We start from the raw sequence: 20,282 nt of genomic DNA on the forward strand, positions 1-20,282 counted from the left end.
TCCAGAGGAGATCGCTCGGTTCACCCGGCGCGGAGGAGAGCCGGCTCGGTAATGGCGCTGTCAGCCTCAAGCGGCCGGGCCGGAGAAATGCCGCGTTTTGCCAGATCACCGTGATAGGCGCGCACAGCTTCGGAGGGTGTCACTGCACCATCGGCCACCTGGCGCATGAGGGCCACAATCGCCAGCGGATCCTCGGCGAGATTGATCTTGCGGCCGAACAAGGCGACGCGGGCGCCGTAACGCTCGGCCTGGGACAATAGTTCGAAACAGTCGCGGGTGGTACCCGCACCACCACCCAGGACCCCGACAATCATGCCGGGATCATAGCTGGCCAGTTCCTCCAACGCGGCCGGGCCATTGTAGGCGATCTTGAGAAACTGCGGCCGGTCCGCCTGCGCCACTCCGGCAAGGCATCGCACGATCGAATCATTCACAAAATGCGGCATGATGTCGGGAGCGATGTCCCGGCCGGCATTCGGGTTGAAAACTTCCAGGAAATATTTGAAGCCATGCAGGCTGGCCTCATCGCGAAAGGCGGCAAATGCCTCCAGTGACCGGTGATCCGCGTCGAGGTCATTGTTGAAGGTAATCGAATAGAGGCCAAGATCGGTGCCCGTGACCGCAGCACCCTGGCGGTGGCCGTTGCCACCATGCAGCACCCGCGGGAGCGACGCCGATCTGAACGGCCGGGAGGGCTGCTTGTTGTAGGTAGCACCGCGGCCAACCCAGATATCGGTCGTGTCGTTGGCGCGAATGGCTGGTTTCACTAGGCTTTTTTGAAAGACCCCCTCGCCTGCCAGCTTCTCCAGATTGGAGGCGGAGAGCAGCATGATGTCGACCACATCCTGCGCCACGATCGCCCGCACCTGGTCGAGAAATTCGGCTCGGGTACGATAGCGCGTCCAGCTGCCGTCGGCCTGCCGCAGCGGCCCGGTGGATGGAATGCTAGGCCCCATGTCGCCATCCTTGGCATCGGCGATGATGAAGTCGCTGCGGGCATATTGGCCGGCACGAATACGCGCCAGCTTCTGGTCGAGGCGGGTCGTCATCAGCATCAATCTCCGAAATTGGCGACGTTTCTTAAGCCGCACCGGCAAGGGCGATGCGGCGCAATTCAGGCAACACTCCACCCAACGGCGTCGCTGCCTCGACGCCGCCAAATCCACGATAAAGATCGCGAAACATAGCATAGAGGCGTTCATAGACTACGCGTGTAGAACGCTCGGGTGTGCAAATTTTGTACGGTAGGCACATTGCCGCCTGCGCTGACTCGATACTGGGATGGATACCCGCCGCCATGCTGGCGAAGATACCCGCCCCGAAGCCGGTCGGCACGCCATCGGGCACCAGCACAGGCTTGCCGAGCACATTGGCATAGACCTGGTTGAGGACAGGATTGTGCTGCGGGATGCCGCCGCCATTGATGATGCGCTCGATCGGCACACCGCCTTCAGCCATCCGCTCGAGGATGAGTCTTGTGTGGAAGGCGGTACCTTCGATGGCGGCAAAAAGTTCATCCTGTGCCGTGTGCAGCAGGTTCCAGCCCAGCGTAATGCCACCGAGATCGGGGCGAACCAGGACCGTCCGATCACCGTTGTCCCAGGGCATGCGCAGCAGGCCGGTCTGCCCGGCGCGGTAAGTCTCCAGGCCCTGCGACAGGTCGGATATGCGTGTATTGGCGCGCCTGGCGATGGCTTCAAAAACGTCACCGGTTGCGGAAAGCCCCGCCTCGATCCCCATCAGATCTGGATCGACGCTGCCGGGCACAATTCCGCACAATCCCGGTATCAGGTCGACATTCTGCGCGGTCGCAATGATACAGGTAGAAGTACCGACGACGTTGACCACGTCACCGACCTTGCAGCCTGCACCGAGCGCATCCCAATGTGCATCGAAGGCACCCACCGGAATGGGAATGCCGGCTTTGATGCCAAGGCGTTCCGCCCAGGCACTAGATAGATGCCCAGCGATCTTATCGGACGTGCTGAATGTTCCGCCGATCTTGGCCCGGACATTATCGAAGAGCGGATCGACACTGGAAAGGAACTGCTGCGATGGCAACCCGTCCCAGCGCGGATTCCACATCCATTTATGGCCCATGGCGCAAATGCTGCGCTTGATCTGGCGCGGATCGGTGACACCGGTCAGCGTGGCCGCCACCATATCGCAATGTTCCAGTGCTGTGACGAATTGCGGCCGCAAAGTGGGATTGTGCCTCAGCCAGTGCAGAAGCTTCGCAAAGCCCCATTCATGAGAATAGACGCCGCCGCACCAGTGGATGGCTTCCAAACCATCCTGATGTGCCCGCTCGGTGATCTCCTGCGCCTCGGCTTTGGCGCGATGATCGCACCACAGATAATAGTCGCCTAGCGGCCGGAGCCCCTCACCCACCATGATGACGCTGGAGCCGGTCGTATCGATCGCCAGGGCATCGACGTCGCTGCCGCGCACGCCGCTTTCGGCCAGCACCTTGCGAAAGGCGCCGGCGAGCGCATTCATCTGGTCGTCATGAGACTGGGTCGCGTGATCGGGATCGTCGCGGCGGCGGTGCAGCGGATATTCTGCGCTGGCATTGCCAAGCGCCTTGCCTGTGTCGGAGAAGAGAGTGACACGCACACTGAGGGTGCCGAAATCGACGCCTGCGACAATTGAGGACATCAGCCCTCTGCCTGTCCGTAAGTTGCCGCAGCGCCATGCTTACGGAAATAATGGCGGTCGAGAAGCGCTTGCGAAATACCGGCACTGTCGGGCCGCAGGCTCATCGTATGAAGCGCCATTCGCGCCACGGATTCGAGCACGATTGCATTGTGGACTGCGCCTGCGGCGTCAGCACCCCAACAGAATGGGCCGTGGCCGGCAACCAAGGCAGCCGGCATGGACATCGGATCCTTGTTGCCAAGCGCTTCCACAATAACAACGCCAGTATTGAGCACATAATCGCCTGCGACCTCGGCATCGGTCAGCGAGCGGGTAACCGGCACAGGCCCATGGAAATAGTCAGCATGCGTCGTGCCGAGGGCTGGTATCGGGCGCGCTGCCTGGGCCCAGATGGTCGCAAATTCCGAGTGGGAATGGACCACGCCACCCACTTTGGGGAAAGACTTGTAGAGCAGCAGATGCGTTGCGAGATCCGAAGAGGGCTTCAGGGCCCCGAAGACCTTCTCGCCATCGAGGTCGGTGACCACCATGTCATCGGCCTTCATCGTGTCATAAGGTACGCCGCTCGGCTTGATCACGACCAAGCCATCGTCGCGGCTGATACCGCTGACATTACCGAAGGTGTAGAGAACGAGGCCACCCTTGACCAAGTCGAGATTGGCTTCGAGTACCTGTTCCCGCAACGCCTTCAGCATCTTGCAACCCTTGAAAAGAAACCGCCGGCTGCAGCTTTGAGCACACAGCCGGCGGGTTGTTCGTTAGTGCGACGTCCAGCCCTTGTACGAGCTGAGATTCTCGTTGGTGATCAGCACCGGGTCGAGCAGGATCACGTTCGGATCCGGTTTCTTGCCAGCAAGGATACCGGCAGCCAGTTCCAGCGATTGGCCAGCCATGGTGTAAGGATCCTGCGATGATGACGCCTTGATCAGCGAGGTGCCGGTCTTCAGTTCGGCCTCGATGTCCGGGGCGCCGTCAACGGCGGTGATGATGAATTCGCTACGGCCGAGCTGCTTCGCCGCCAGGCTGGCACCGATGCCGGTCGGATCGTTGATCGCGAAGATACCATCAACCTTGGGGAAGCGGGTGAGCAGGCTCTGCGTGACCGCAAAACCGCCATCGCGCGAGCCCTTGGCGTCCTGATCGTCGGAGAGGATCTTGATGTCCGGGTTCTTAGCGAAGGTTTCCTTGCAGCCTTTGACGCGATCGGTGACCGAGGTCACCTGCGGGCCGTTGACGATGAGCACATCGCCTTTGCCCTTCAGATGATCGACGATGTATTGGCAAGCCAAGGCACCCGCCTTGACATTGTCGGTCATCACCGTGACGTCAGCGCCATTGGCACCCACGTCGAAGGCTGCAACAACGATACCGGCTGCTTGAGCTTTTTTGATGGCGGGCGCGATCGCGACGGGATCGACCGCATTCAGCATAATCACGTTCACGCCGGCGGCAATGAAATTGTCGATCTGGGTGAATTGCTTGTTGAGGTCGTAGTCCGACGAGACCGACGTCACTTCGACATCCGGATTGATCGCCTTGGCCTTGTCTTCGATGCCTTTGATGGTGGCGACAAAGAACGGGTTGCCGAGCGACCCCACCGAAATGCCGACCTTCTTCAGTTCCTGGGCTGCGGCTGGCGCAGCCAGGCCAGCAGCAACCACCAGCCCGAGGGCGAGACGAGAGAGCTTCATGTTTCCTCCTGTTGGATTTACGTGGCCCGACCGTTTGAAGCGGCCAGGATACGGCTTTCTATCCAGCGACTTCTTTGAGCGCCGGCAACCATGGTCCCGTCATGTGCGACCACCTTCCCGCAAGCGATAGCGGTCGAGTGCCACAGCACAGATGATGACCAATCCCTTGATGATGTATTGCCAGATGTCCGAGATCCCGAGGAGGATCAGGCCATTGGTCAGAATGGCGATGATAAGCGCGCCGATCAGCGTGCCCCAGATCGAGCCGATACCCCCGGTAAAGCTGGTGCCACCCAGGATGACCGCGGCAATGGCATCCAATTCGTAGCTCTGGCCCAATTGCAGGCCATTGGCCGCATAGAGTCTCGCTGCCGACATGACGCCGCCGAGACCGGAGAGCAAGCCCGCCATCGAATAGACGAACAGCAGAATCTGCCAGACCTTGATACCGGCAAGCCGCGCCGCATCCGGATTGCCGCCGACAGCATAGATGCGGTTCCCAAGGACAGTCCTGCGCAAGATGAACCAGGACATGATCACCACGGCAAAGGCGATGATCACCAGCCATGGCACGCCGAATAATGTGCCGTTGCCGATGAACGCAAAGGATAATTCCGGATTGAACACTGTCGTGTCTTGACCCATCAGGCGCGCCACACCGCGCACCGCGGTCAAGGATCCCAATGTCACGATAAAGGGGGGCAGCCGCATGGCCGCAATCAGCAGACCATTGATCAGGCCGAACAACAGGCCGATGAGTAGCGCGGCCGGTACGCCCAGCAGACCGAATTCTGGGATTTCCTTCGACGCGATGATGGCGATCATGGCTGAGGCGGCGAGGATCGAGCCGATCGAGAGATCGATACCTCCCGTCAGGATGACAAAGGTCATGCCGGCCGCGAGCACGATGTTGATTGCGGCCTGCTGCGCCACGATCGACAGATTCATCCAGCTCATGAAGCGGTCGGTCGATACCTCGAAGAACACGGCCAGAATAATCAGGATCGGCAGCATTCCGACTATCTGCAGCACCGACCGCATGCGTTGCTTGCGCGCCAACGAGGCCTTTTCCAGATCCTGAGCGGTGCCGTCCAACGATGTTTCGCTCATACCCAATCCCTTTTTACCACGATCTCAACATTCTGACGTCTAGGCAGCACGTACATTTGCCGTATTGGTGGCGATATCCATGATCTTTTCCTGTGTGATCGGCGCCTCCGGACGGCCTTCGATTTCGCCCACAATATGACCGTCCCGCATCACCAGGACCCGATCGGAGATGCCGACAATCTCCGGCAGTTCGCTGGAGATCACGAGGACGGCGGCGCCATTGCGCGCCAAGGCATCGATGATCTGGTAGATCTGGGACTTGGCACCGACATCGATCCCTCGCGTCGGCTCATCCAGCAGCAGGACCCGGGGCTTCGTTTCCAGGAGACGAGACAGCAACACCTTCTGCTGATTGCCGCCGGACAGGGAGCCCACGATAACGCTGGCGTTCAGCGTGCGAATCCCTAAGGATTTGATAGCTGCAACCGCCCGGCTGCGTGCCGCCTTGAGGTTGAGAACGCCACCTGGCAGTGCGTCTTCATCAAGCACGCTCACGGAGATATTCTCGCGGATCGTCATGTCGAGAAACAGGCCCAGCGCCTTGCGATCCTCGGTCAGATAGACGATACCCGATTTGATAGCTTGCAGCGGCGTCGCGATCTGGCATTCCTTGCCATCGACGAGGACACGGCCGCTGGCCTTCTGATCAGCGCCGTAGATCAACCGGGCGAGTTCCGTGCGGCCGGAACCGACGAGGCCGGCCAAACCGACCACTTCCCCGGCCCGCACCGAAAAGCTGCAATCCTTGATGAACTTGCCGTCGCCGATATTCTCGACCTCCAGCACGTGCCGACGATCTTCCGTCGGGTGGCGATGTTCCTTGGTATAGAAGGACGACAATTCGCGTCCCACCATCATGCGCACCAGGGCGGCGGCGGTGATCTCGTCCTTGTCCAGCGTGCCGATCAGCGTACCATCACGCAACACACTCACACGGTCAGCCAGTTCATAGACTTCGGCCATCCGATGACTGATATAGACGATCGCAATACCTTCGCTCTTCAGTTGCCGGATGATGCCAAAGAGACGACTGGCTTCGCGCGACGAGAGGCTGGTGGTGGGTTCATCCATCACCAGAATGCGGGGATGTCCCGCCAAGGCACGCGCAATCTCGACCAACTGACGTTCGGCAATCGACAGGTTTGCCACCCGGTCCGTCGGCCGGAACGGTGCGTCCAGTCGCTCCAGCAAAGGCCGCGCTGCTTCTTCCATGGCCTTACGGTCGATAAAGCCGAAGCGCTTTTTCTCTTCGCCCAGAAAAATATTCTCGGCGACGCTGAGATTGGGCGCCAGCGACAGCTCCTGATAAATGACCGCAATGCCGTGCTGGCGTCCGGCCAACGGACCATCGATGGCCACCAACTCACCGCGCAAGCGGATCTCACCGCCCGGGTCGGCGCGATAGGCGCCTGACAGAATTTTCATCAAGGTGGATTTGCCGGCGCCGTTCTCACCCATCAACGCGTGGATCTCGCCACCACGAACGGAGAACGACACATTGGAAAGGGCACGGATATTGGCGAAACTCTTGCCAATGTTGCGCATGGCAAGTTCCGGCACGACATCGTCCGGTGCAATCGTGGGACGCGAGACGTTGTTCGTCTCCGTCATGAGGCGGTCCCTGTCATCGCATTTCCTCAGAGTGTTTCCTCTGGCTCGGCAGCTTTTGGCTTGCTACTCGATTTGTGATATAGAAACTTCCGTATCGAAAGTCGAATGTCAAGCCTGATCCGCGATTGGCTGTTTTCTGCGGTTCCTTGCCTCAACTTGACGTTCCGTCCGACTTTCGATTTCTATGCGCGCTGGCAGATTGGACCGGGGCAATGGGTAGCGAAACCTTCGAAGACGACGCGATGGCGGCGATTGCCGGGCCCGAATCCACAAATTCGGAGACGCGGCGACGACAGATGCTGTCCTTCATCCAGGCCCATGAGTTTGCCCGCATCTATGATTTGGCGCGACAATTCGGCGTCTCTGAAGTCACGATCCGGAGCGACGTCGATATTTTGGCGCGCACCGGCGGCATCCGGCGTGTGCGCGGTGGCGCCATGCGGATCGTCGAGGCCGTTCCCGAAGTCGATTACGAAGCGCGGGCGGCGAGCTATCTGCCGGAAAAGCGTCTCATCGGCCTGGCCGCGGCGGCAATGCTATCACCCGGCGACAGCCTAATTCTCGACGTCGGCACGACAGCGATGGCGATCGCCCACGCCATCGTCGACCGACCCGATCTCACCAACCTCACCATCTTCACGCCTGGGCTCAATATCGCGCTCGCCTTGGAACGCGCCATTCCGCGCGTGGAGGTCGTGGTCACCGGCGGTACTCTGCGACCACAGCAGCATTCCCTGGTCGGGCCGGTAAGCACGTTGATCCTCGACCGGATCCGTGCGTCTTTTGCCTTTATTGGCTGCAACGGCGTCGACCCCTCCTTCGGCATCATGGGGCTGAGCCTGCCGGACGCCGCGTTGAAGCAGGCAATTCTGAAGGCCGCCCGGCAAGGCATCGTCGTCACCGACGCCAGCAAATTCACGCAGACCTCCCTGGTACGTGTCTGCGGCTTCGATGACATCGACATGATCCTGACCGCCGGCTCACCTGATCCAGCGGCCGTCGAAGCCGTTCGGGAGTCCGGGGTAGAGTTGCGGATTCTAAGCGGCGACAAGAACTGACGTATCGGGCCCGATATAGATCACGACCTTGCCGGAGGTCTTGCCTCTTGCCCAAATCGATGGGGAGGTCCAGTTTTCGACCCGCAAGACCTGCCAATGCTGACAGAGGCCATTCATGCGCGCTGCCGTGTTTGAACAGTTTCGTGGGCCGCTCACCGTCCAGAACGTGCCAGATCCAGCCTGTCCCGAGGATGGTGTCGTCATCGAGGTCAAGGCTTGCGGCGTCTGCCGGTCAGACTGGCATGCCTGGAAGGGCGCTGATTCCGACGTCTCGGCGCCTCACGTGCCGGGGCATGAATTCGCCGGCACCATTTTGGAAACCGGTAGCAACTGCCGCGGCTTCCGAAAGGGTGACCGGGTCACCGCACCCTTCATCATCGCTTGCGGTGAGTGCCCGGATTGCCGCGGCGGTGACGCCACGGTCTGCGCACATCAATTCGTGGTCGGCTTTTCAGCCTGGGGCGCCTTCGCGCAGTTTGTCGCCATCCCGCATGCGGATTTCAATCTGGTACGCCTGCCAGAAGAGATCGACTTTGCCGAAGCCGCGGCGATGGGATGCCGCCTGACCACGGCGTTCCGCGGCCTGATCGACCGGGCAGATCTGCGGCCAGGTGAATGGCTGGCCGTCCATGGCTGCGGTGGCGTCGGCATTTCCGCGATCATGATCGCTGCAGCTATTGGCGCGCAGATTCTGGCAATCGACGTTAATGAGGATGCCTTGACGCTCGCACGCTCGTTGGGTGCCACAAAGACCTTGAACGCCGCTACCTCGCGCAACGTTGCGGAAGATGTACGCGCCCTGACTGGTGGCGGCGCCCACGTCTCGATTGACGCCCTCGGCATCACGGCGACGTTTCACAATTCCATCCGCGGTCTGCGCAAGCTTGGTCGCCATGTCCAGATCGGCATGCCGCTGGAAGAACATGCCGCACCGAGCATTCCGCTGCTGGAAACGGTCTATTCACGGCAGATCAGCATCATGGGCACGCGCGGCATTGCAGCGAGCCGGTTCCCTGCCCTTTTCGGTATGATTGCGGCGGGAAGGCTCGACCCATCCCGCCTCGTCACGCGCCGCATTTCACTTGCTGACTCTGGCGAGGCGATCGCAGCCATGGACCGCTATCAGGGCGCGGGGGTTACGGTGATTGATCGGTTCTAAATCGACCTGCATCAGCCCTCTACCATCCTGCTGCGATAAGCACGCTTGATGGCGGGCCAGATGGCTGAGCCAAAGATCATCACACCGGACAGGATCAGGAGGCCGAGCGAAATCGGGTCCTGGAAGAAAATCATCGGATCGCCGCTGGAAACCATCAACGACCGGCGGAAATTGGATTCGACCATATAACCCAGCATCAAACCGAGCACCAAAGGCAGCATCGGAAATTTGAGCAGCTTCAGCACATAGCCAAGTACGCCAGCCATGAGCACCACAATCAAATCAAGCAGACTGTTGTCGATCGAGTACACACCGGAGAAGACCAGGGCATAGATCACGGCCAGGCGGTAGCGCTTGGGTCGGTTTACCAGCCAGATACAGGGCGTCATGATCAGCATGCCGATGGCCAGCTGAGCAATGTTGGCGACAAACAGGCCGCCATAGAGGCCGTACATCACATTGGGATTTTCCTTGAACAGCATCGGTCCCGGTTGCATGCCATGAACAAGGAGCGCTCCCAACAGCACAGCAGTCGAATTCGATCCCGGAATACCAAAGGACAAGGTCGGAATCAGCGCCGTCCCGGCCACCGTGTTGTTGGCAGCTTCCGGCGCGGCAACACCTTCGATTGAACCTTTGCCAAATTCCTCCGGGTGGCGCGACCAACGCTTGGCTTCATTGTAGCTCAGAAACGAGGCCACCGCGCCACCACCGCCAGGTGTAACACCTTCGAAGACGCCGAGCACCGAACCCACGGAGACCGGCAACCACAAGCGCTTCCAGTCGCGGAGCTTCGGCAGTTTAATGCGCGTATCGCGGCCGGCCCGGTCCTTGTCGACGATGCTCACCTGCATCAGCAGTTCGCTCACGGCAAACACGCCCATCATCACCAGGATGAAGTTGATGCCGCCGTAGAGATCGGGAAAGCCGAAGGTGTAGCGTGTGACACCAGAGATCGGGTCAGAGCCCACCGTGGCAATCATCAGGCCGAGCACACCACCGATCAGTCCCTTGACCAGCGATCCTTCGGTCAAGCTGGCGATGACGCTGAGGCTGAGAATGCCCAATGCAAAATACGCGGGTGGTGTGAAAGCCAAAGCGAGCTTGGCCAGCGGCTCGGTCAGCACAACCAGCATAATGACGCCAAACAGGCCACCAACGACACCAGCCATCAGCGAAATACCCAGCGCCTCGCCGCCTCGGCCTTGTTGATGCAGCGCGTAGCCGTCAATGGTGGTGGCAGCAGCAGCGTTGGTGCCCGGCGTATTGATGAGAATGGCCGGAATTGAGCCACCATATTCAGCACCGACATAGACCGAGGCCAGAAGGATGATCGCCGTGGTCGGGTCCATCGTCAGTGTGAACGGCACCAGCAAGGCCATCGCCACTGACGGCGATATGCCGGGCATGGCACCGCCCACAATGCCATAGGCAACACCGGCAAAAGCGGCAAGAATGGCAGGCGTTCCAAACAGCACGCCGAAGGCAATATTGAACGCTTCCATGATGACGCTTTCGCCTTAAAGAGTGGCTGTGCCGACTGGCTTTGCAGCTGAGGTCGTCTCGGCATGGCTGATCTGGTGCCACAATTTTGGCCAGAAGCCTTGCGGCTGCCGGATCCCCAGCGTCTCGACGAAGAGCAGCCAGAAGAAGACAGCACCGATGACGGCAAAGATGGTAACGGTGCGACGTGAAGCGCCACCCGCATACCACAGGACTGCACCCAGCAGATAAGCGATAGCCAGCGCATAGCCGACAAACTCTACGATGAAGATATAGCCAATGCCGATCAGCAGAATGCCGGCAGCCCGCTTATGGCGATAGAATTTGGATTGCGGCGGCCCCTCTTCCTCATCATCCCCATCTGGCGCCTCAGCCGAGCCCTTCAGTCGCCTTCCGGCAAGGGCTGTCTGTAGAACAAGGATGGCTGCAAGAACCAGCAGCATGACGCCGAGCATCTTCGGCAGGGCCTCGGCGCCGACGCCACCCTCGAGCAAGCTCTTTGGGATGTTATCGGCACCGAGCCAGTAGGCGACCGCCAGAATAATGAAGGCTATCCCGGCGGCGATATCTTTATGGACCAAACGCACGTGCAAGCTCCGCGCAGATTGTCGCTATTCGGCCGAAACACCGAAGTCAGCATAGAATTTGGACTGCGCCTCAACAAACTTGGCGATATAGGCGCGATATTCTTCCTGCCCCATATAACCTGGGATGAGGTTAAGGGCCTGGTACTCCTGCTTGAAATCGGAATCGGCCAGGACCTTTTGGGCCGCGGCCTCCATGAGGGCTACCGTCTCGGCCGGAATGCCCTTGGGACCCGCCAGGCCGCGGAACTTGATGATGACTTCGTCATCAACACCAAGCTCCTTCGCCGTCGGCACCTCCGACAAGGTTGGCAGCCGCTCCGGCATGTAGACACCGATGGCCTTCAATTCACCACCGGCAATCTGGCCGGCCAATTCGCCAAGCTCGCCGATGCCGATATCGACCGTGCCGTTAAGCACGTTGATCAGCAGGCCGGCACCATCCTCGTGCGGGATGATCGCCACATTGGCATTCTGCTTCTTTTTGATCTTCTCGAGGATTTGGCGCTCCAGCGAACCGGCGCTGGCACCGCCCCACTTCGCCTTGCCCGGATTGGCGACCGCGAAATCGACAGCATCCTTGATCGTGTTAAAGGGGCTGTCTGCCTTGGTGTAGAAGATTTCCGGATCGTAGAAGAAGTTCACGACATAGTCGATGTCCTTGAACGTCTTTTCCGGCTTGCTCAGGAGCGAGGTCGTGATGTGCGTCGGTGTGGTGGCGTAGAACACAGAGCCATCGGCGGGTGCAGCCGCCAGATTGGCCATCGCCTTGGCACCCGAACCGCCGGCCCAATAGTCGATGACGACATTGGCGCCGAGATACTTTGATAGAGGCCCGCTGATCGCGCGCAAGAAGAGATCGGAACCGGAGCCCGGCTTTGAATGGGTATAGATGGTGACGGTTTCGACCGGATATTGCTGGGCCGCGGCAGGCGCCATGGCGAGCAATGATAACGCAACGGCACCCAAGGTGTTTCTAACGAACTGACGCATGCGACCCTCCCGAGTCTATTACCGCCTTTGTGGCTTTATGTCTTATATAAGATATAAGAGGAGGGTCCCCAAGTCAATTATCTAGGTGTGTTCGGCTGCATAATGCAGAAAGCGGGAATCACAACGACTTACCCGCCACTCGATCCGCCGCTGGTCCAGGCTGAAGGCGATCCGATCAATTTCCAGCAGCGGATGACCGGCGGACACGTTGAGCAGCTTCCCGTCCACCTTGTCGGCAGCGACAGCGCGCAATTGTTCTGCGACCCGAACGATCATCACCCGATATTCCTGCTCCAGGAGGCTGTAGATCGAGCCCGGCCGCAGCCTGTCCAGCAACTCGTCAAGGCCCGGGAAGCCATCCAGACGGAGAACGATGTGTTCGACAATGCATGCCTGGCCGGCAAAACTGCGCAACCGTTCAGTACGCAGCACGCGCGCGCCATTGGGGAGTTCCAGACGCTGCCGCTCGATCGCCGTCGCCGCGCCTGTCTTGATGGATACGAACTTTGTCGCCGGATGCCGCTCTGCGCTGGCATCACTGATCAAGCGGATGAAGCGGAACGGCTGACTGCTGCTGCGATGCGTGGAAACAAAGGTCCCTTTGCCCTGCTGCCGCACCACCAGATTCTCAGCCGCCATCTCTTCGATCGCCTTGCGAACCGTGCCTTGGCTGACATCATATTCCTCCGCCAGCTTCATTTCGCTCGGCAGGAGCTGTGCGGGGCGCCATTCACCGGATAGGACCCGCTGGATAAGCAATTGCTTGATCTGAAGGTAAAGCGGTTGGAATTCCGGCTTTGGCTCCCCGGCCTTCTCGACTGCTGCGACTTTCTTATCCATTCTGGACAAACCCCGACCCTGCCTGATTATTGCGCAATTTCAGCGACTATATCACAGAGATCGGCTTTGATTCGCGAGGATTCCCAGCCCCTGCCGGGCCGTGGGGCGGTCAGGGCATCAGCGCACCACCGCTGATATGCACAGACTGGCCGGTAATATAGCGGGCATGCGGACCACAGAGGTAGCGCACCATGGCAGCTACCTCACCCGGTTGCCCGCCACGGTCCATCAGGCGTTTCCGTTCCGCATGATGCTGCGGATTGATTGCGCTGTGCTGCCCACGTTCGGTTTCAATGAGCCCCGGTACCACGCAATTGGCAATGATATTGTCGGCCGCGAGATCATGGGCCAACGCCTTGGTAAAACCAGCGATCGCCGCCTTGGCCGTCACGACATGGATGCGTTGCTTGGCGCCGCTATGACCGGTGAGACCGCCGATATTGACGATCGTCCCGCCGCCCCGCGCGCGCATGGCTGGCACGCATGCTTTGCTGCAGAGGAACGCGCCATCGAGCATGATCGATAGCACGTCACGCCATTCGGCGAGGGAAATGCTCTCCAGCGTGCCTTCCTTCCGGACGGCAGCATTGTTCACCAAGATATCAATGCCCCCGAAGGCCGCAATGCCGTCGCTTACCATCCGGTCGACGGCAGCCTGATCCGTCACGTCCGCTTGGGCAAGCAATGCCTTGCCACCAGAGGCCTTGATCAGGTCCACGGTCTGTTGCGCAAAATCGAGCGAGGCCCGGGTATTGACGATGATACTGGCCCCTGCCTCGGCCAATGCCAGACTGATGGCGCGGCCGATATTACGCGCAGCACCCGTGACCAACGCGACCTTACCATCCAGTTCACGCATGTGCGTTGTCACCCCCGACTTTGCCTAGCTCCGCCAGATTGCGCTGCTGTGGCAGCGAGGTTGCGAAGGCCAACAGAGCCTCGCTCCGTCCCGCCGACCAGCCACCGAACGCCGTATTCTTCAGGAATTTATGCTCCAATTCGGCACGTGACAACGGGTCCCGGCTGCCGCCGCGCAAGTGCGGCTGGTTAAGTTCAATGACATCGCCGCTGGCCAGGGTCGCGCGGAGATGACCAGTATAGTTCTTGGGGTATTCGTTCTTGGGATCCACGTCGAAGCCGATCTTCGCCGCCAGTTGCAGAACCGCCGGGTCTTTGATCTTCGCCTCGGTGAACTGCGCGAGCCCGGCATCGCCCTCCAGGAACGCCACCGCCATACAATAGGGCGTGCTGAACTTTGCCGCATAGGCGGTCGGCGGATTTTGCTTGAGCGCCAGCGGCTCCCACAGGCGATGCACCGTCCCCTCGCCTACCGCACAGGTAATCTTCGCGATCTCCTGTGCGACGATCCCACGCTGGCGCAGCGCCAGTGCGCAATCAATGTAAGGCTGCACCATGGTCCCACAGGCATAGGGTTTGAAGGCCAATTGGCTACCGACCCAGTTCTTGCCGAGCCCATCCAGCAGAAGCGAGAAATCGGGCTTGATCGACGGAGCAAAAGCCGAGAAAAAACCGTGCGTGCCTTCAAACACCGTCACCGGACCGGTGAAACCGGCGGCACCCAAAGCCGCCGCCCTCAGGCCCGACTGGGCCGCCCAGCCAGCGTGCAGCCGCTTGGTTGAAGACCCATCTGCCAGATATTCGATGATGCCAGAGGAAAGACTGCCGGCAACGCCAAGGGCATTGACGATTGCCTGCCCTTTGAGGCCGGTGACAATCGTCGCGGCCACGGTGGCAGCAAAGGTGCCGAGAACGGCAGTTGGATGAAAACCCGCTTGATGGACCGACTTGTCGGCAATCAGGCCCAGACGGCACATGACCTCAATGCCGGCCGCTATGGCCAGCAGCGTATGCGCCCCATCAAGCTTGTGCCGTTCGGCGAGTGCCAGGACCGCCGGTACGACAACGGCGCCGGAATGAACCGGGCAGCCTTCGAACGTGTTGTCGAAATCCTCGCCATGTGCCGCCGTCCCGTTGATCAAGGCCGCAGCATAAGGCGACAGGCGCATCGGCTGCGCAATCACCGTGCAATCGCCTTGATCGTCGCAAGCTGCAATGGTGGCTTGCGTGTAGTCGGCATTACGGGCCGCGACACACAGGCCAAGCACATCAATCACCGTTTCCAGCGCCGCCCGGGCCATGTCGGCATCCAGCTGATCAGGCGTCAATTGCCCAACCCAGTCGGCCAAATATCCGGACACGGATTTCGATGCCATGGCGCTCTTGGCTGCAGCCTTCATGGCTGGATCAGCTTCGCCAGTTTCGCGGCATCGTCGAGGTTCTCGACAGCATGCGCCGCCGCAATCAGGTCGCTGCGCCGCTTTTCATCCAGCAAACCATCCGTGCAGGCCGCGACTTTTCCTTCCAGATCCTTGTCCGTCATCGGATTGTCCGGTCCACCGCGATAGCGTTCGTTGGCCCATTCCACCAGCTTGCTGCCATCTTTCATCGTCATTTCGATACGCGAGCGAATGATGTCCCAGCCCTTGGCCTCGATCTCCGGATCGAGCTGCGTCTTGATGCGCTTCTGCATGTCCTGCGTTGCGGCCGACTGGATGAAGGCGTTGGTGAACTCCTGCCGACCGGCCTGCCGGCGAAGCACGATCATCGCCAGCAAGGCAGCCATACTGAACTTGGCCTGAAGATGGTTCTGCGCAATCGGATAGCGGATCGGGTTGAGGATGTTCGACCCGGCATAAAAATCGATACGCTCGACCTGGGTCGGATCGACATTGTGCGTCGTCACCAGCTTCAGCATCGCATCCATCGATTGATGCGTCACGATTCCACTCGGATAGGGCTTGATGCTGATGCCGGGATCCACAATCGACCAGGTATTGCCAAATCCCTGGGAAATCTTGGCTTCCGTGGCACCGCCACCCTGGACCATCATGAAGCCCCAGCGACCATCCAGCGCTTCCGGATCCGCCGTGAAACCGCGCGCCGCCAGCAGTGCAGCCGTCACCCCGTTTTCCGAAGCACGTCCAACATGCAGCGGCTTGGTCATGGTGCCGAAATTGCACCGGATGCCGGCAGCGAGGCTGGCAGCAATGCCCATGGCGTGCGCCAGCTTGACGCCGGTCAGGCCAAGCAGTTTTGCCGCCGACGCACAAGCACCGAAGGTGCCAACGGTGCCGCTGGAATGCAGGCCGCGCTTGTAGTGATCCGGCAGCATCCATTCAGAAATCTTTGATTCGACCTCGACGCCTGTGACAAAAGCATTCACGAAATCACGGCCGAAAATGCCGCCCAGCTTCTGGCTCATGACCATGGCGGCGGTCAGTGGCGGAATGGTGGGATGTGTCAGCAGACCGTAGACATGGGCGGGATCCCGGGAGACCTGCGTGTCGTCCCAATCATGGGCATGACCGGCGGTTCCCAGGACACGCGCCGCCAGTGCTGCCGGGATCTTGATATTGCCACCGCCCAGCAAGAGCGCGTCGGCGCGGCCACCCACATCACTCGCGTCTTCGATCAGCACCTGCACCGATTCTTCATCACTGCCGGCGACATAGAGCGCCAAGCCATCCAGAATGCAACGGCGGGCAATCCGGACCGCTTCGGATGGCAGACGTTCGAAGCTGCTGGCCTCGATAAAGTCGCAGGCGGCACGGGTGACATTGGTCGGCGTATAGGTCATGACGTTTTGTGTTCCCTGATCATCTCAATAGGTGGCTCAAACAAGCGGTATGGCGGCTAAATTCGATATTTCCCGAGGGCAGTCAGATCCTTCTGACCAGCAATCGTCAGGCAGAAATCCAACAAGCCGGCGGCATCACCTTCCCGCCAGCCGCCATAGAGTGCGTTGCGATGGAACTTGCGTACCAGCTCATCCCGGTCGAGCGGTTCGCGCTTGCCGCCGCGCATATGCGGTTGGCGAAGTTCAATCGTTCGGCCGTCGCGCATGGTCGCGCGGATATGGCCGGAGTAATTGACTGGATATTCATTGTCCGGGTCGATCACATAGCTGATACGCTGCGCGAGACCCAGGATGCGCGGGTCCTTCGCTTTTTCGTCGGTGAACTGCTCCAGCCCGGCCGCCTGATCGAAGAAGCCTACCGCCATGCAGAACGGCATGCTGAACTTGGCGGCATAACCTGAGGGCGGTAGATGCTTTGATGCCAGGGGTTCCCACAGCCTATCGACCAGCCCCTCGCCCGTTTCGCAAACGATTGCAACGATATCATCCGGGTCGACGCCCTGCTGGCGCAGGCGGATCATGCAATCGATGAAGGGATGGATCATGGTGCCGCAGGCGTAAGGCTTGAAGGCGATGTCCTCCATCAGCCATTGCGCGCCGAGCCCATCGGTCAGGTAGGAGAAGCGTGGCTTGGCACTCGGTGCGAAGGCCCGGAAGAAGCCATGCGGTCCTTCCAGCATGGTGCGGGGGCCATTGTAGCCGGCCCGCGCCATCATCGCGGCCCGCAGTCCCGACTGCGCTGCCCAGCCGGGATGCAGCCTCTTGGTCCAGGCGCCATCGGTCAGATATTCGAGAATGCCCGACGATAAACTGCCGGCAATCCCCAACGCGTTGATCATTTGCGCACGGTCAAGGCCCAGCGTGATGCCTGCGCCCATAGCCGCACCGATCGCGCCAATCACACCGACAGGATGAAAGCCTGCCTTGTGAATGGCGCCTGGCGCCACATGATTCATGCGGCATATCATTTCCAGCCCGAAAATGATGCCGCGCAACGTTTCCGCACCGCTGCGGCCGTACCGTTCTGCCGCTGCCAGCACGGCTGGTATGACCATTGCCCCCACCCGAATGGGCGCCCCTTCCAACGTGTCGTCAAAATCCTCACCATGCGTACCGGTGCCATTCATGAGCGCCGCATCGGCAGCGCGCAACGGCCGGGCATAGCCGATCGCCGTACAGTTCCCCTCATCGTCGCAGCTACGCAGCAGCGCTTGCATGTAATCTGTCTGGCGCGCCGACAGGCAGTTTCCGGCCATATCGAGCAGATCGTTGACAGCAATTTCTTTCGCTTTTTCCGGCAAATCAGCAAAGGGCAATGCCTGGAGCCGGTCGACCATGGTTTCGGTCAAGCTGGACCCGTCTGTCATCAGCTCAAAGGCGGCGGCCATCGTCGCTTGCATGGGCTAAAGCGCTCCCAGCAGGCCAAATACGCCACGCTTGCGGATGCCGCGCCGTAGCAGTTCCAGGTCCAATACCTGATCATCATCGACATCGAGATTGACGGCATTGCCAAAGGTCGAGACATACCAGAGCTGCGCCCGTGCATCCTTGGCCTGGAAGATCAGATCGGCGATGTCAAAGCGCGCGGCGATCGCCAGCACGAACTCGCCCTTGAATTTTTCGACATCTTCGCTGATGCCTTCAGCCTGAATGAGGACCTTCCAGGCACCGGCCGACTGGTAGGTCTCGATCTGCTTGAGGACGTAGGAGAGGCTACGGGTCCAATCCTCCTGCCCTTTCTGCCCAGCCTCCGCGACGACATCGAGCCCCTCCGCTGCGGCCGCACGTATCAGCGCAGCTTTGTCAGCCAACGACATTGTCACCTGGGCGCTCGACACCTCCACGGCATCGGCCCCCAGCTCTCGCACCGCGGCATAGAACTGTGCCGAGACACCTTGCTGGAAGGCCGCTTCGGTCGCATCGCCAGCGAGAAATACCTTGATGTCCGCTTCATGGTACGTGCTGATCTTGCGTCTCAACAGGTCGGCAGTTTGCAGACGCCAGGCACCGATACCCATTTTTGCGACATCGATATAGCTGCCGGCAGTTTCCAGAAGATCCAGTTGCCGACGGGTACCCAGCCCACGATCTGCCATGACCGTGAGGCCGGCATCGCGCGGGTTAGCGGTGCGCGGCGTCACGCGAATGAAAGGAAACGCCTTGTCCTGCAACAAAGAATCCATCGACCAGTCCCGGCCTTGCGAAGCGATATTGCCTAAGTCTTATATAAGATATAAAACTCCCAAACTGTCAATCGCCAGACGCCGGGAAAAGATGCCTTGACCCTCCTCATCAGCAATGACGACGCGCAGGCTTTGCTCGACATGGCAGATTGTGTGGCGATCCTGGAGCAAACCTACGCCGCGTCCCACGCCGGCACGGCGATCAATGGCCGGCGCTCCGACATGGTCGGACCCGCAGGTTCGCCCGACAGCGCCTATGTCCTCAAGATGATGGGCGCTATTCAGCCTGACTTGAAAGTGGGCGCCGTCCGCATCAACTCCGACCTCTTCAACTGGATTTCCGAAGGATCTCAGCGTCGGCGTGTCAAAGTTCCAGCTGCTCCCGGTGACCGCTGGGTCGGGCTGGTTCTACTGTTCAGCACCGAGACCGGCGAGCCTCTGGCGATCTTTCCGGACGGGGTCGTGCAGCGCATGCGCGTCGGCGCCACCAGCGGCATCGCGGTTGGTCGCCTGGCGCGAACTGATGCGGCCGTCCTGGCCATTCTGGGAACGGGTTGGCAAGCCGAGGCGCAGGTACTGGCCGCTGCAGCCGTTCGGTCGCTGCGGGAAATTCGCTGCTTCAGCCCCAATCCCGACCGGCGGGACTCCTTTGCTGCGAAAATTCAAAACGCCCTCGGCATACCGGCCCACGCCATGACATCCCCTAAAAATGCTGTCCGCGGCGCTGACATCGTCTTATGCGCGACCAACAGCAGCGGTCATGTATTTCATGAAGAATGGCTGGAAGCCGGTATGCATGTCGGCAGCATCCGTGATCGCGAACTTGGCCCGGCCGCCATCGCACGCGCAGACTTGGTGGTCGTCCACGATCGGGACAACCTCACTGGCCAGCATGTCGCCATCGCGAAAGGCGCGGTCTTCGAAGAAAAACGCAAGGAGCTGGGACAGGATCCCCGAACCAGCAGGCTCGTTTCAGCACCGTCGCTTGCGGAGTTGGTAGGTGGCGAGATCGGCGGGCGGCAGAACGCCGCGGAGATCACCTGTTTCCTCAATTACCATGGCGTCGGACTGCAATTTGCCGCCCTTGGTGCCCTGCTCTATCGCAAGGCTGTCGAACTGGGCCGGGGTCATTATCTGCCAACCGACTGGTTCACAGAAGACGTACACCCCTGAT

Annotated in this window: 18 protein-coding genes; 3 read left to right on the plus strand and 15 right to left on the minus strand. The window is 60.1% G+C overall.

Annotated elements, in window-relative coordinates; all coding sequences use genetic code 11:
* Positions 1 to 20: 20 nt before the first annotated feature.
* From AC1DWZ_RS15155 to AC1DWZ_RS15180, 6 genes are all read right to left on the minus strand, one after another.
* Positions 21 to 1,055: a hypothetical protein gene (locus tag AC1DWZ_RS15155; RefSeq protein WP_477169752.1), complete on the minus strand. Its 1,035-nt coding sequence runs from the start codon at positions 1,053 to 1,055 to the stop codon at positions 21 to 23.
* 25 nt (positions 1,056 to 1,080) lie between these two features.
* Entirely contained in the window at positions 1,081 to 2,658 is a 1,578-nt protein-coding gene (locus tag AC1DWZ_RS15160) for a ribulokinase (protein WP_477169753.1), read from the minus strand.
* Positions 2,658 to 3,353, minus strand: coding sequence for an L-ribulose-5-phosphate 4-epimerase (locus tag AC1DWZ_RS15165; RefSeq protein ID WP_477169754.1), 696 nt, complete (start codon positions 3,351 to 3,353; stop codon positions 2,658 to 2,660). The genes AC1DWZ_RS15160 and AC1DWZ_RS15165 overlap by 1 nt, the downstream gene beginning before the upstream one ends.
* 63 nt (positions 3,354 to 3,416) lie before the next feature.
* Positions 3,417 to 4,349 carry an ABC transporter substrate-binding protein gene (locus tag AC1DWZ_RS15170; protein WP_477169755.1) on the minus strand — a complete coding sequence of 311 codons (933 nt, stop codon included), beginning with the start codon at positions 4,347 to 4,349 and terminating at the stop codon, positions 3,417 to 3,419.
* A gap of 99 nt (positions 4,350 to 4,448) precedes the next feature.
* On the minus strand, positions 4,449 to 5,459 hold the full coding sequence (locus AC1DWZ_RS15175) for an ABC transporter permease subunit (RefSeq protein ID WP_477169756.1): 1,011 nt from the start codon (positions 5,457 to 5,459) through the stop codon (positions 4,449 to 4,451).
* A gap of 39 nt (positions 5,460 to 5,498) precedes the next feature.
* On the minus strand, positions 5,499 to 7,070 hold the full coding sequence (locus tag AC1DWZ_RS15180; RefSeq protein ID WP_477169757.1) for a sugar ABC transporter ATP-binding protein: 1,572 nt from the start codon (positions 7,068 to 7,070) through the stop codon (positions 5,499 to 5,501).
* A gap of 212 nt (positions 7,071 to 7,282) precedes the next feature.
* Between AC1DWZ_RS15180 and AC1DWZ_RS15185 the strand changes: the two genes are divergently transcribed.
* Both AC1DWZ_RS15185 and AC1DWZ_RS15190 read left to right on the plus strand, forming a co-directional pair.
* Positions 7,283 to 8,128 carry a DeoR/GlpR family DNA-binding transcription regulator gene (locus AC1DWZ_RS15185; RefSeq protein WP_477169758.1) on the plus strand — a complete coding sequence of 282 codons (846 nt, stop codon included), beginning with the start codon at positions 7,283 to 7,285 and terminating at the stop codon, positions 8,126 to 8,128.
* A gap of 115 nt (positions 8,129 to 8,243) precedes the next feature.
* Positions 8,244 to 9,287 (plus strand): zinc-dependent alcohol dehydrogenase family protein, encoded by a 1,044-nt coding sequence (locus tag AC1DWZ_RS15190; protein WP_477169759.1) that lies wholly within the window; start codon positions 8,244 to 8,246, stop codon positions 9,285 to 9,287.
* 11 nt (positions 9,288 to 9,298) lie between these two features.
* Here the strand turns inward: AC1DWZ_RS15190 and AC1DWZ_RS15195 are convergent, their stop codons facing one another.
* From AC1DWZ_RS15195 to AC1DWZ_RS15235, 9 genes are all read right to left on the minus strand, one after another.
* Entirely contained in the window at positions 9,299 to 10,792 is a 1,494-nt protein-coding gene (locus AC1DWZ_RS15195; RefSeq protein WP_477169760.1) for a tripartite tricarboxylate transporter permease, read from the minus strand.
* Positions 10,793 to 10,807: 15 nt separating this feature from the next.
* The gene (locus AC1DWZ_RS15200) at positions 10,808 to 11,377 is read right to left on the minus strand and encodes a tripartite tricarboxylate transporter TctB family protein (protein ID WP_477169761.1); all 570 of its coding nucleotides are present in this window, start codon (positions 11,375 to 11,377) and stop codon (positions 10,808 to 10,810) included.
* Between the two features lie 24 nt (positions 11,378 to 11,401).
* Positions 11,402 to 12,367 (minus strand): Bug family tripartite tricarboxylate transporter substrate binding protein, encoded by a 966-nt coding sequence (locus tag AC1DWZ_RS15205; protein ID WP_477169762.1) that lies wholly within the window; start codon positions 12,365 to 12,367, stop codon positions 11,402 to 11,404.
* A gap of 81 nt (positions 12,368 to 12,448) precedes the next feature.
* Entirely contained in the window at positions 12,449 to 13,207 is a 759-nt protein-coding gene (locus tag AC1DWZ_RS15210) for a GntR family transcriptional regulator (RefSeq protein ID WP_477169763.1), read from the minus strand.
* 109 nt (positions 13,208 to 13,316) lie between these two features.
* Positions 13,317 to 14,066, minus strand: coding sequence for an SDR family NAD(P)-dependent oxidoreductase (locus AC1DWZ_RS15215; protein WP_477169764.1), 750 nt, complete (start codon positions 14,064 to 14,066; stop codon positions 13,317 to 13,319).
* The gene (locus AC1DWZ_RS15220; protein ID WP_477169765.1) at positions 14,059 to 15,465 is read right to left on the minus strand and encodes an MmgE/PrpD family protein; all 1,407 of its coding nucleotides are present in this window, start codon (positions 15,463 to 15,465) and stop codon (positions 14,059 to 14,061) included. Before AC1DWZ_RS15220 ends, AC1DWZ_RS15215 begins: the two co-directional genes overlap by 8 nt.
* The gene (locus tag AC1DWZ_RS15225) at positions 15,462 to 16,865 is read right to left on the minus strand and encodes an MmgE/PrpD family protein (RefSeq protein WP_477169766.1); all 1,404 of its coding nucleotides are present in this window, start codon (positions 16,863 to 16,865) and stop codon (positions 15,462 to 15,464) included. The genes AC1DWZ_RS15220 and AC1DWZ_RS15225 overlap by 4 nt, the downstream gene beginning before the upstream one ends.
* A gap of 56 nt (positions 16,866 to 16,921) precedes the next feature.
* Positions 16,922 to 18,325 carry an MmgE/PrpD family protein gene (locus AC1DWZ_RS15230; protein ID WP_477169767.1) on the minus strand — a complete coding sequence of 468 codons (1,404 nt, stop codon included), beginning with the start codon at positions 18,323 to 18,325 and terminating at the stop codon, positions 16,922 to 16,924.
* Positions 18,326 to 18,328: 3 nt separating this feature from the next.
* The gene (locus tag AC1DWZ_RS15235; protein WP_477169768.1) at positions 18,329 to 19,108 is read right to left on the minus strand and encodes a phosphosulfolactate synthase; all 780 of its coding nucleotides are present in this window, start codon (positions 19,106 to 19,108) and stop codon (positions 18,329 to 18,331) included.
* A gap of 96 nt (positions 19,109 to 19,204) precedes the next feature.
* Here AC1DWZ_RS15235 and AC1DWZ_RS15240 point away from each other — a divergent pair, with 96 nt between their 5' ends.
* The gene (locus tag AC1DWZ_RS15240; RefSeq protein ID WP_477169769.1) at positions 19,205 to 20,281 is read left to right on the plus strand and encodes an ornithine cyclodeaminase family protein; all 1,077 of its coding nucleotides are present in this window, start codon (positions 19,205 to 19,207) and stop codon (positions 20,279 to 20,281) included.
* Position 20,282 lies beyond the last annotated feature (1 nt).

The organism is Dongia sp. P2_B8, from assembly GCF_056404715.1.

Excerpts from the sequence above, each read along its gene's own strand:
- AC1DWZ_RS15155 (WP_477169752.1), bottom strand. The coding sequence starts at position 1,055 with ATGCTGATGACGACCCGCCTCGACCAGAAGCTGGCGCGTATTCGTGCC.
- AC1DWZ_RS15160 (WP_477169753.1), bottom strand. The coding sequence starts at position 2,658 with ATGTCCTCAATTGTCGCAGGCGTCGATTTCGGCACCCTCAGTGTGCGT.
- AC1DWZ_RS15165 (WP_477169754.1), bottom strand. The coding sequence starts at position 3,353 with ATGCTGAAGGCGTTGCGGGAACAGGTACTCGAAGCCAATCTCGACTTG.
- AC1DWZ_RS15170 (WP_477169755.1), bottom strand. The coding sequence starts at position 4,349 with ATGAAGCTCTCTCGTCTCGCCCTCGGGCTGGTGGTTGCTGCTGGCCTG.
- AC1DWZ_RS15175 (WP_477169756.1), bottom strand. The coding sequence starts at position 5,459 with ATGAGCGAAACATCGTTGGACGGCACCGCTCAGGATCTGGAAAAGGCC.
- AC1DWZ_RS15180 (WP_477169757.1), bottom strand. The coding sequence starts at position 7,070 with ATGACGGAGACGAACAACGTCTCGCGTCCCACGATTGCACCGGACGAT.
- AC1DWZ_RS15185 (WP_477169758.1), top strand. The coding sequence starts at position 7,283 with ATGGGTAGCGAAACCTTCGAAGACGACGCGATGGCGGCGATTGCCGGG.
- AC1DWZ_RS15190 (WP_477169759.1), top strand. The coding sequence starts at position 8,244 with ATGCGCGCTGCCGTGTTTGAACAGTTTCGTGGGCCGCTCACCGTCCAG.
- AC1DWZ_RS15195 (WP_477169760.1), bottom strand. The coding sequence starts at position 10,792 with ATGGAAGCGTTCAATATTGCCTTCGGCGTGCTGTTTGGAACGCCTGCC.
- AC1DWZ_RS15205 (WP_477169762.1), bottom strand. The coding sequence starts at position 12,367 with ATGCGTCAGTTCGTTAGAAACACCTTGGGTGCCGTTGCGTTATCATTG.
- AC1DWZ_RS15210 (WP_477169763.1), bottom strand. The coding sequence starts at position 13,207 with ATGGATAAGAAAGTCGCAGCAGTCGAGAAGGCCGGGGAGCCAAAGCCG.
- AC1DWZ_RS15215 (WP_477169764.1), bottom strand. The coding sequence starts at position 14,066 with ATGCGTGAACTGGATGGTAAGGTCGCGTTGGTCACGGGTGCTGCGCGT.
- AC1DWZ_RS15220 (WP_477169765.1), bottom strand. The coding sequence starts at position 15,465 with ATGAAGGCTGCAGCCAAGAGCGCCATGGCATCGAAATCCGTGTCCGGA.
- AC1DWZ_RS15225 (WP_477169766.1), bottom strand. The coding sequence starts at position 16,865 with ATGACCTATACGCCGACCAATGTCACCCGTGCCGCCTGCGACTTTATC.
- AC1DWZ_RS15230 (WP_477169767.1), bottom strand. The coding sequence starts at position 18,325 with ATGCAAGCGACGATGGCCGCCGCCTTTGAGCTGATGACAGACGGGTCC.
- AC1DWZ_RS15235 (WP_477169768.1), bottom strand. The coding sequence starts at position 19,108 with ATGGATTCTTTGTTGCAGGACAAGGCGTTTCCTTTCATTCGCGTGACG.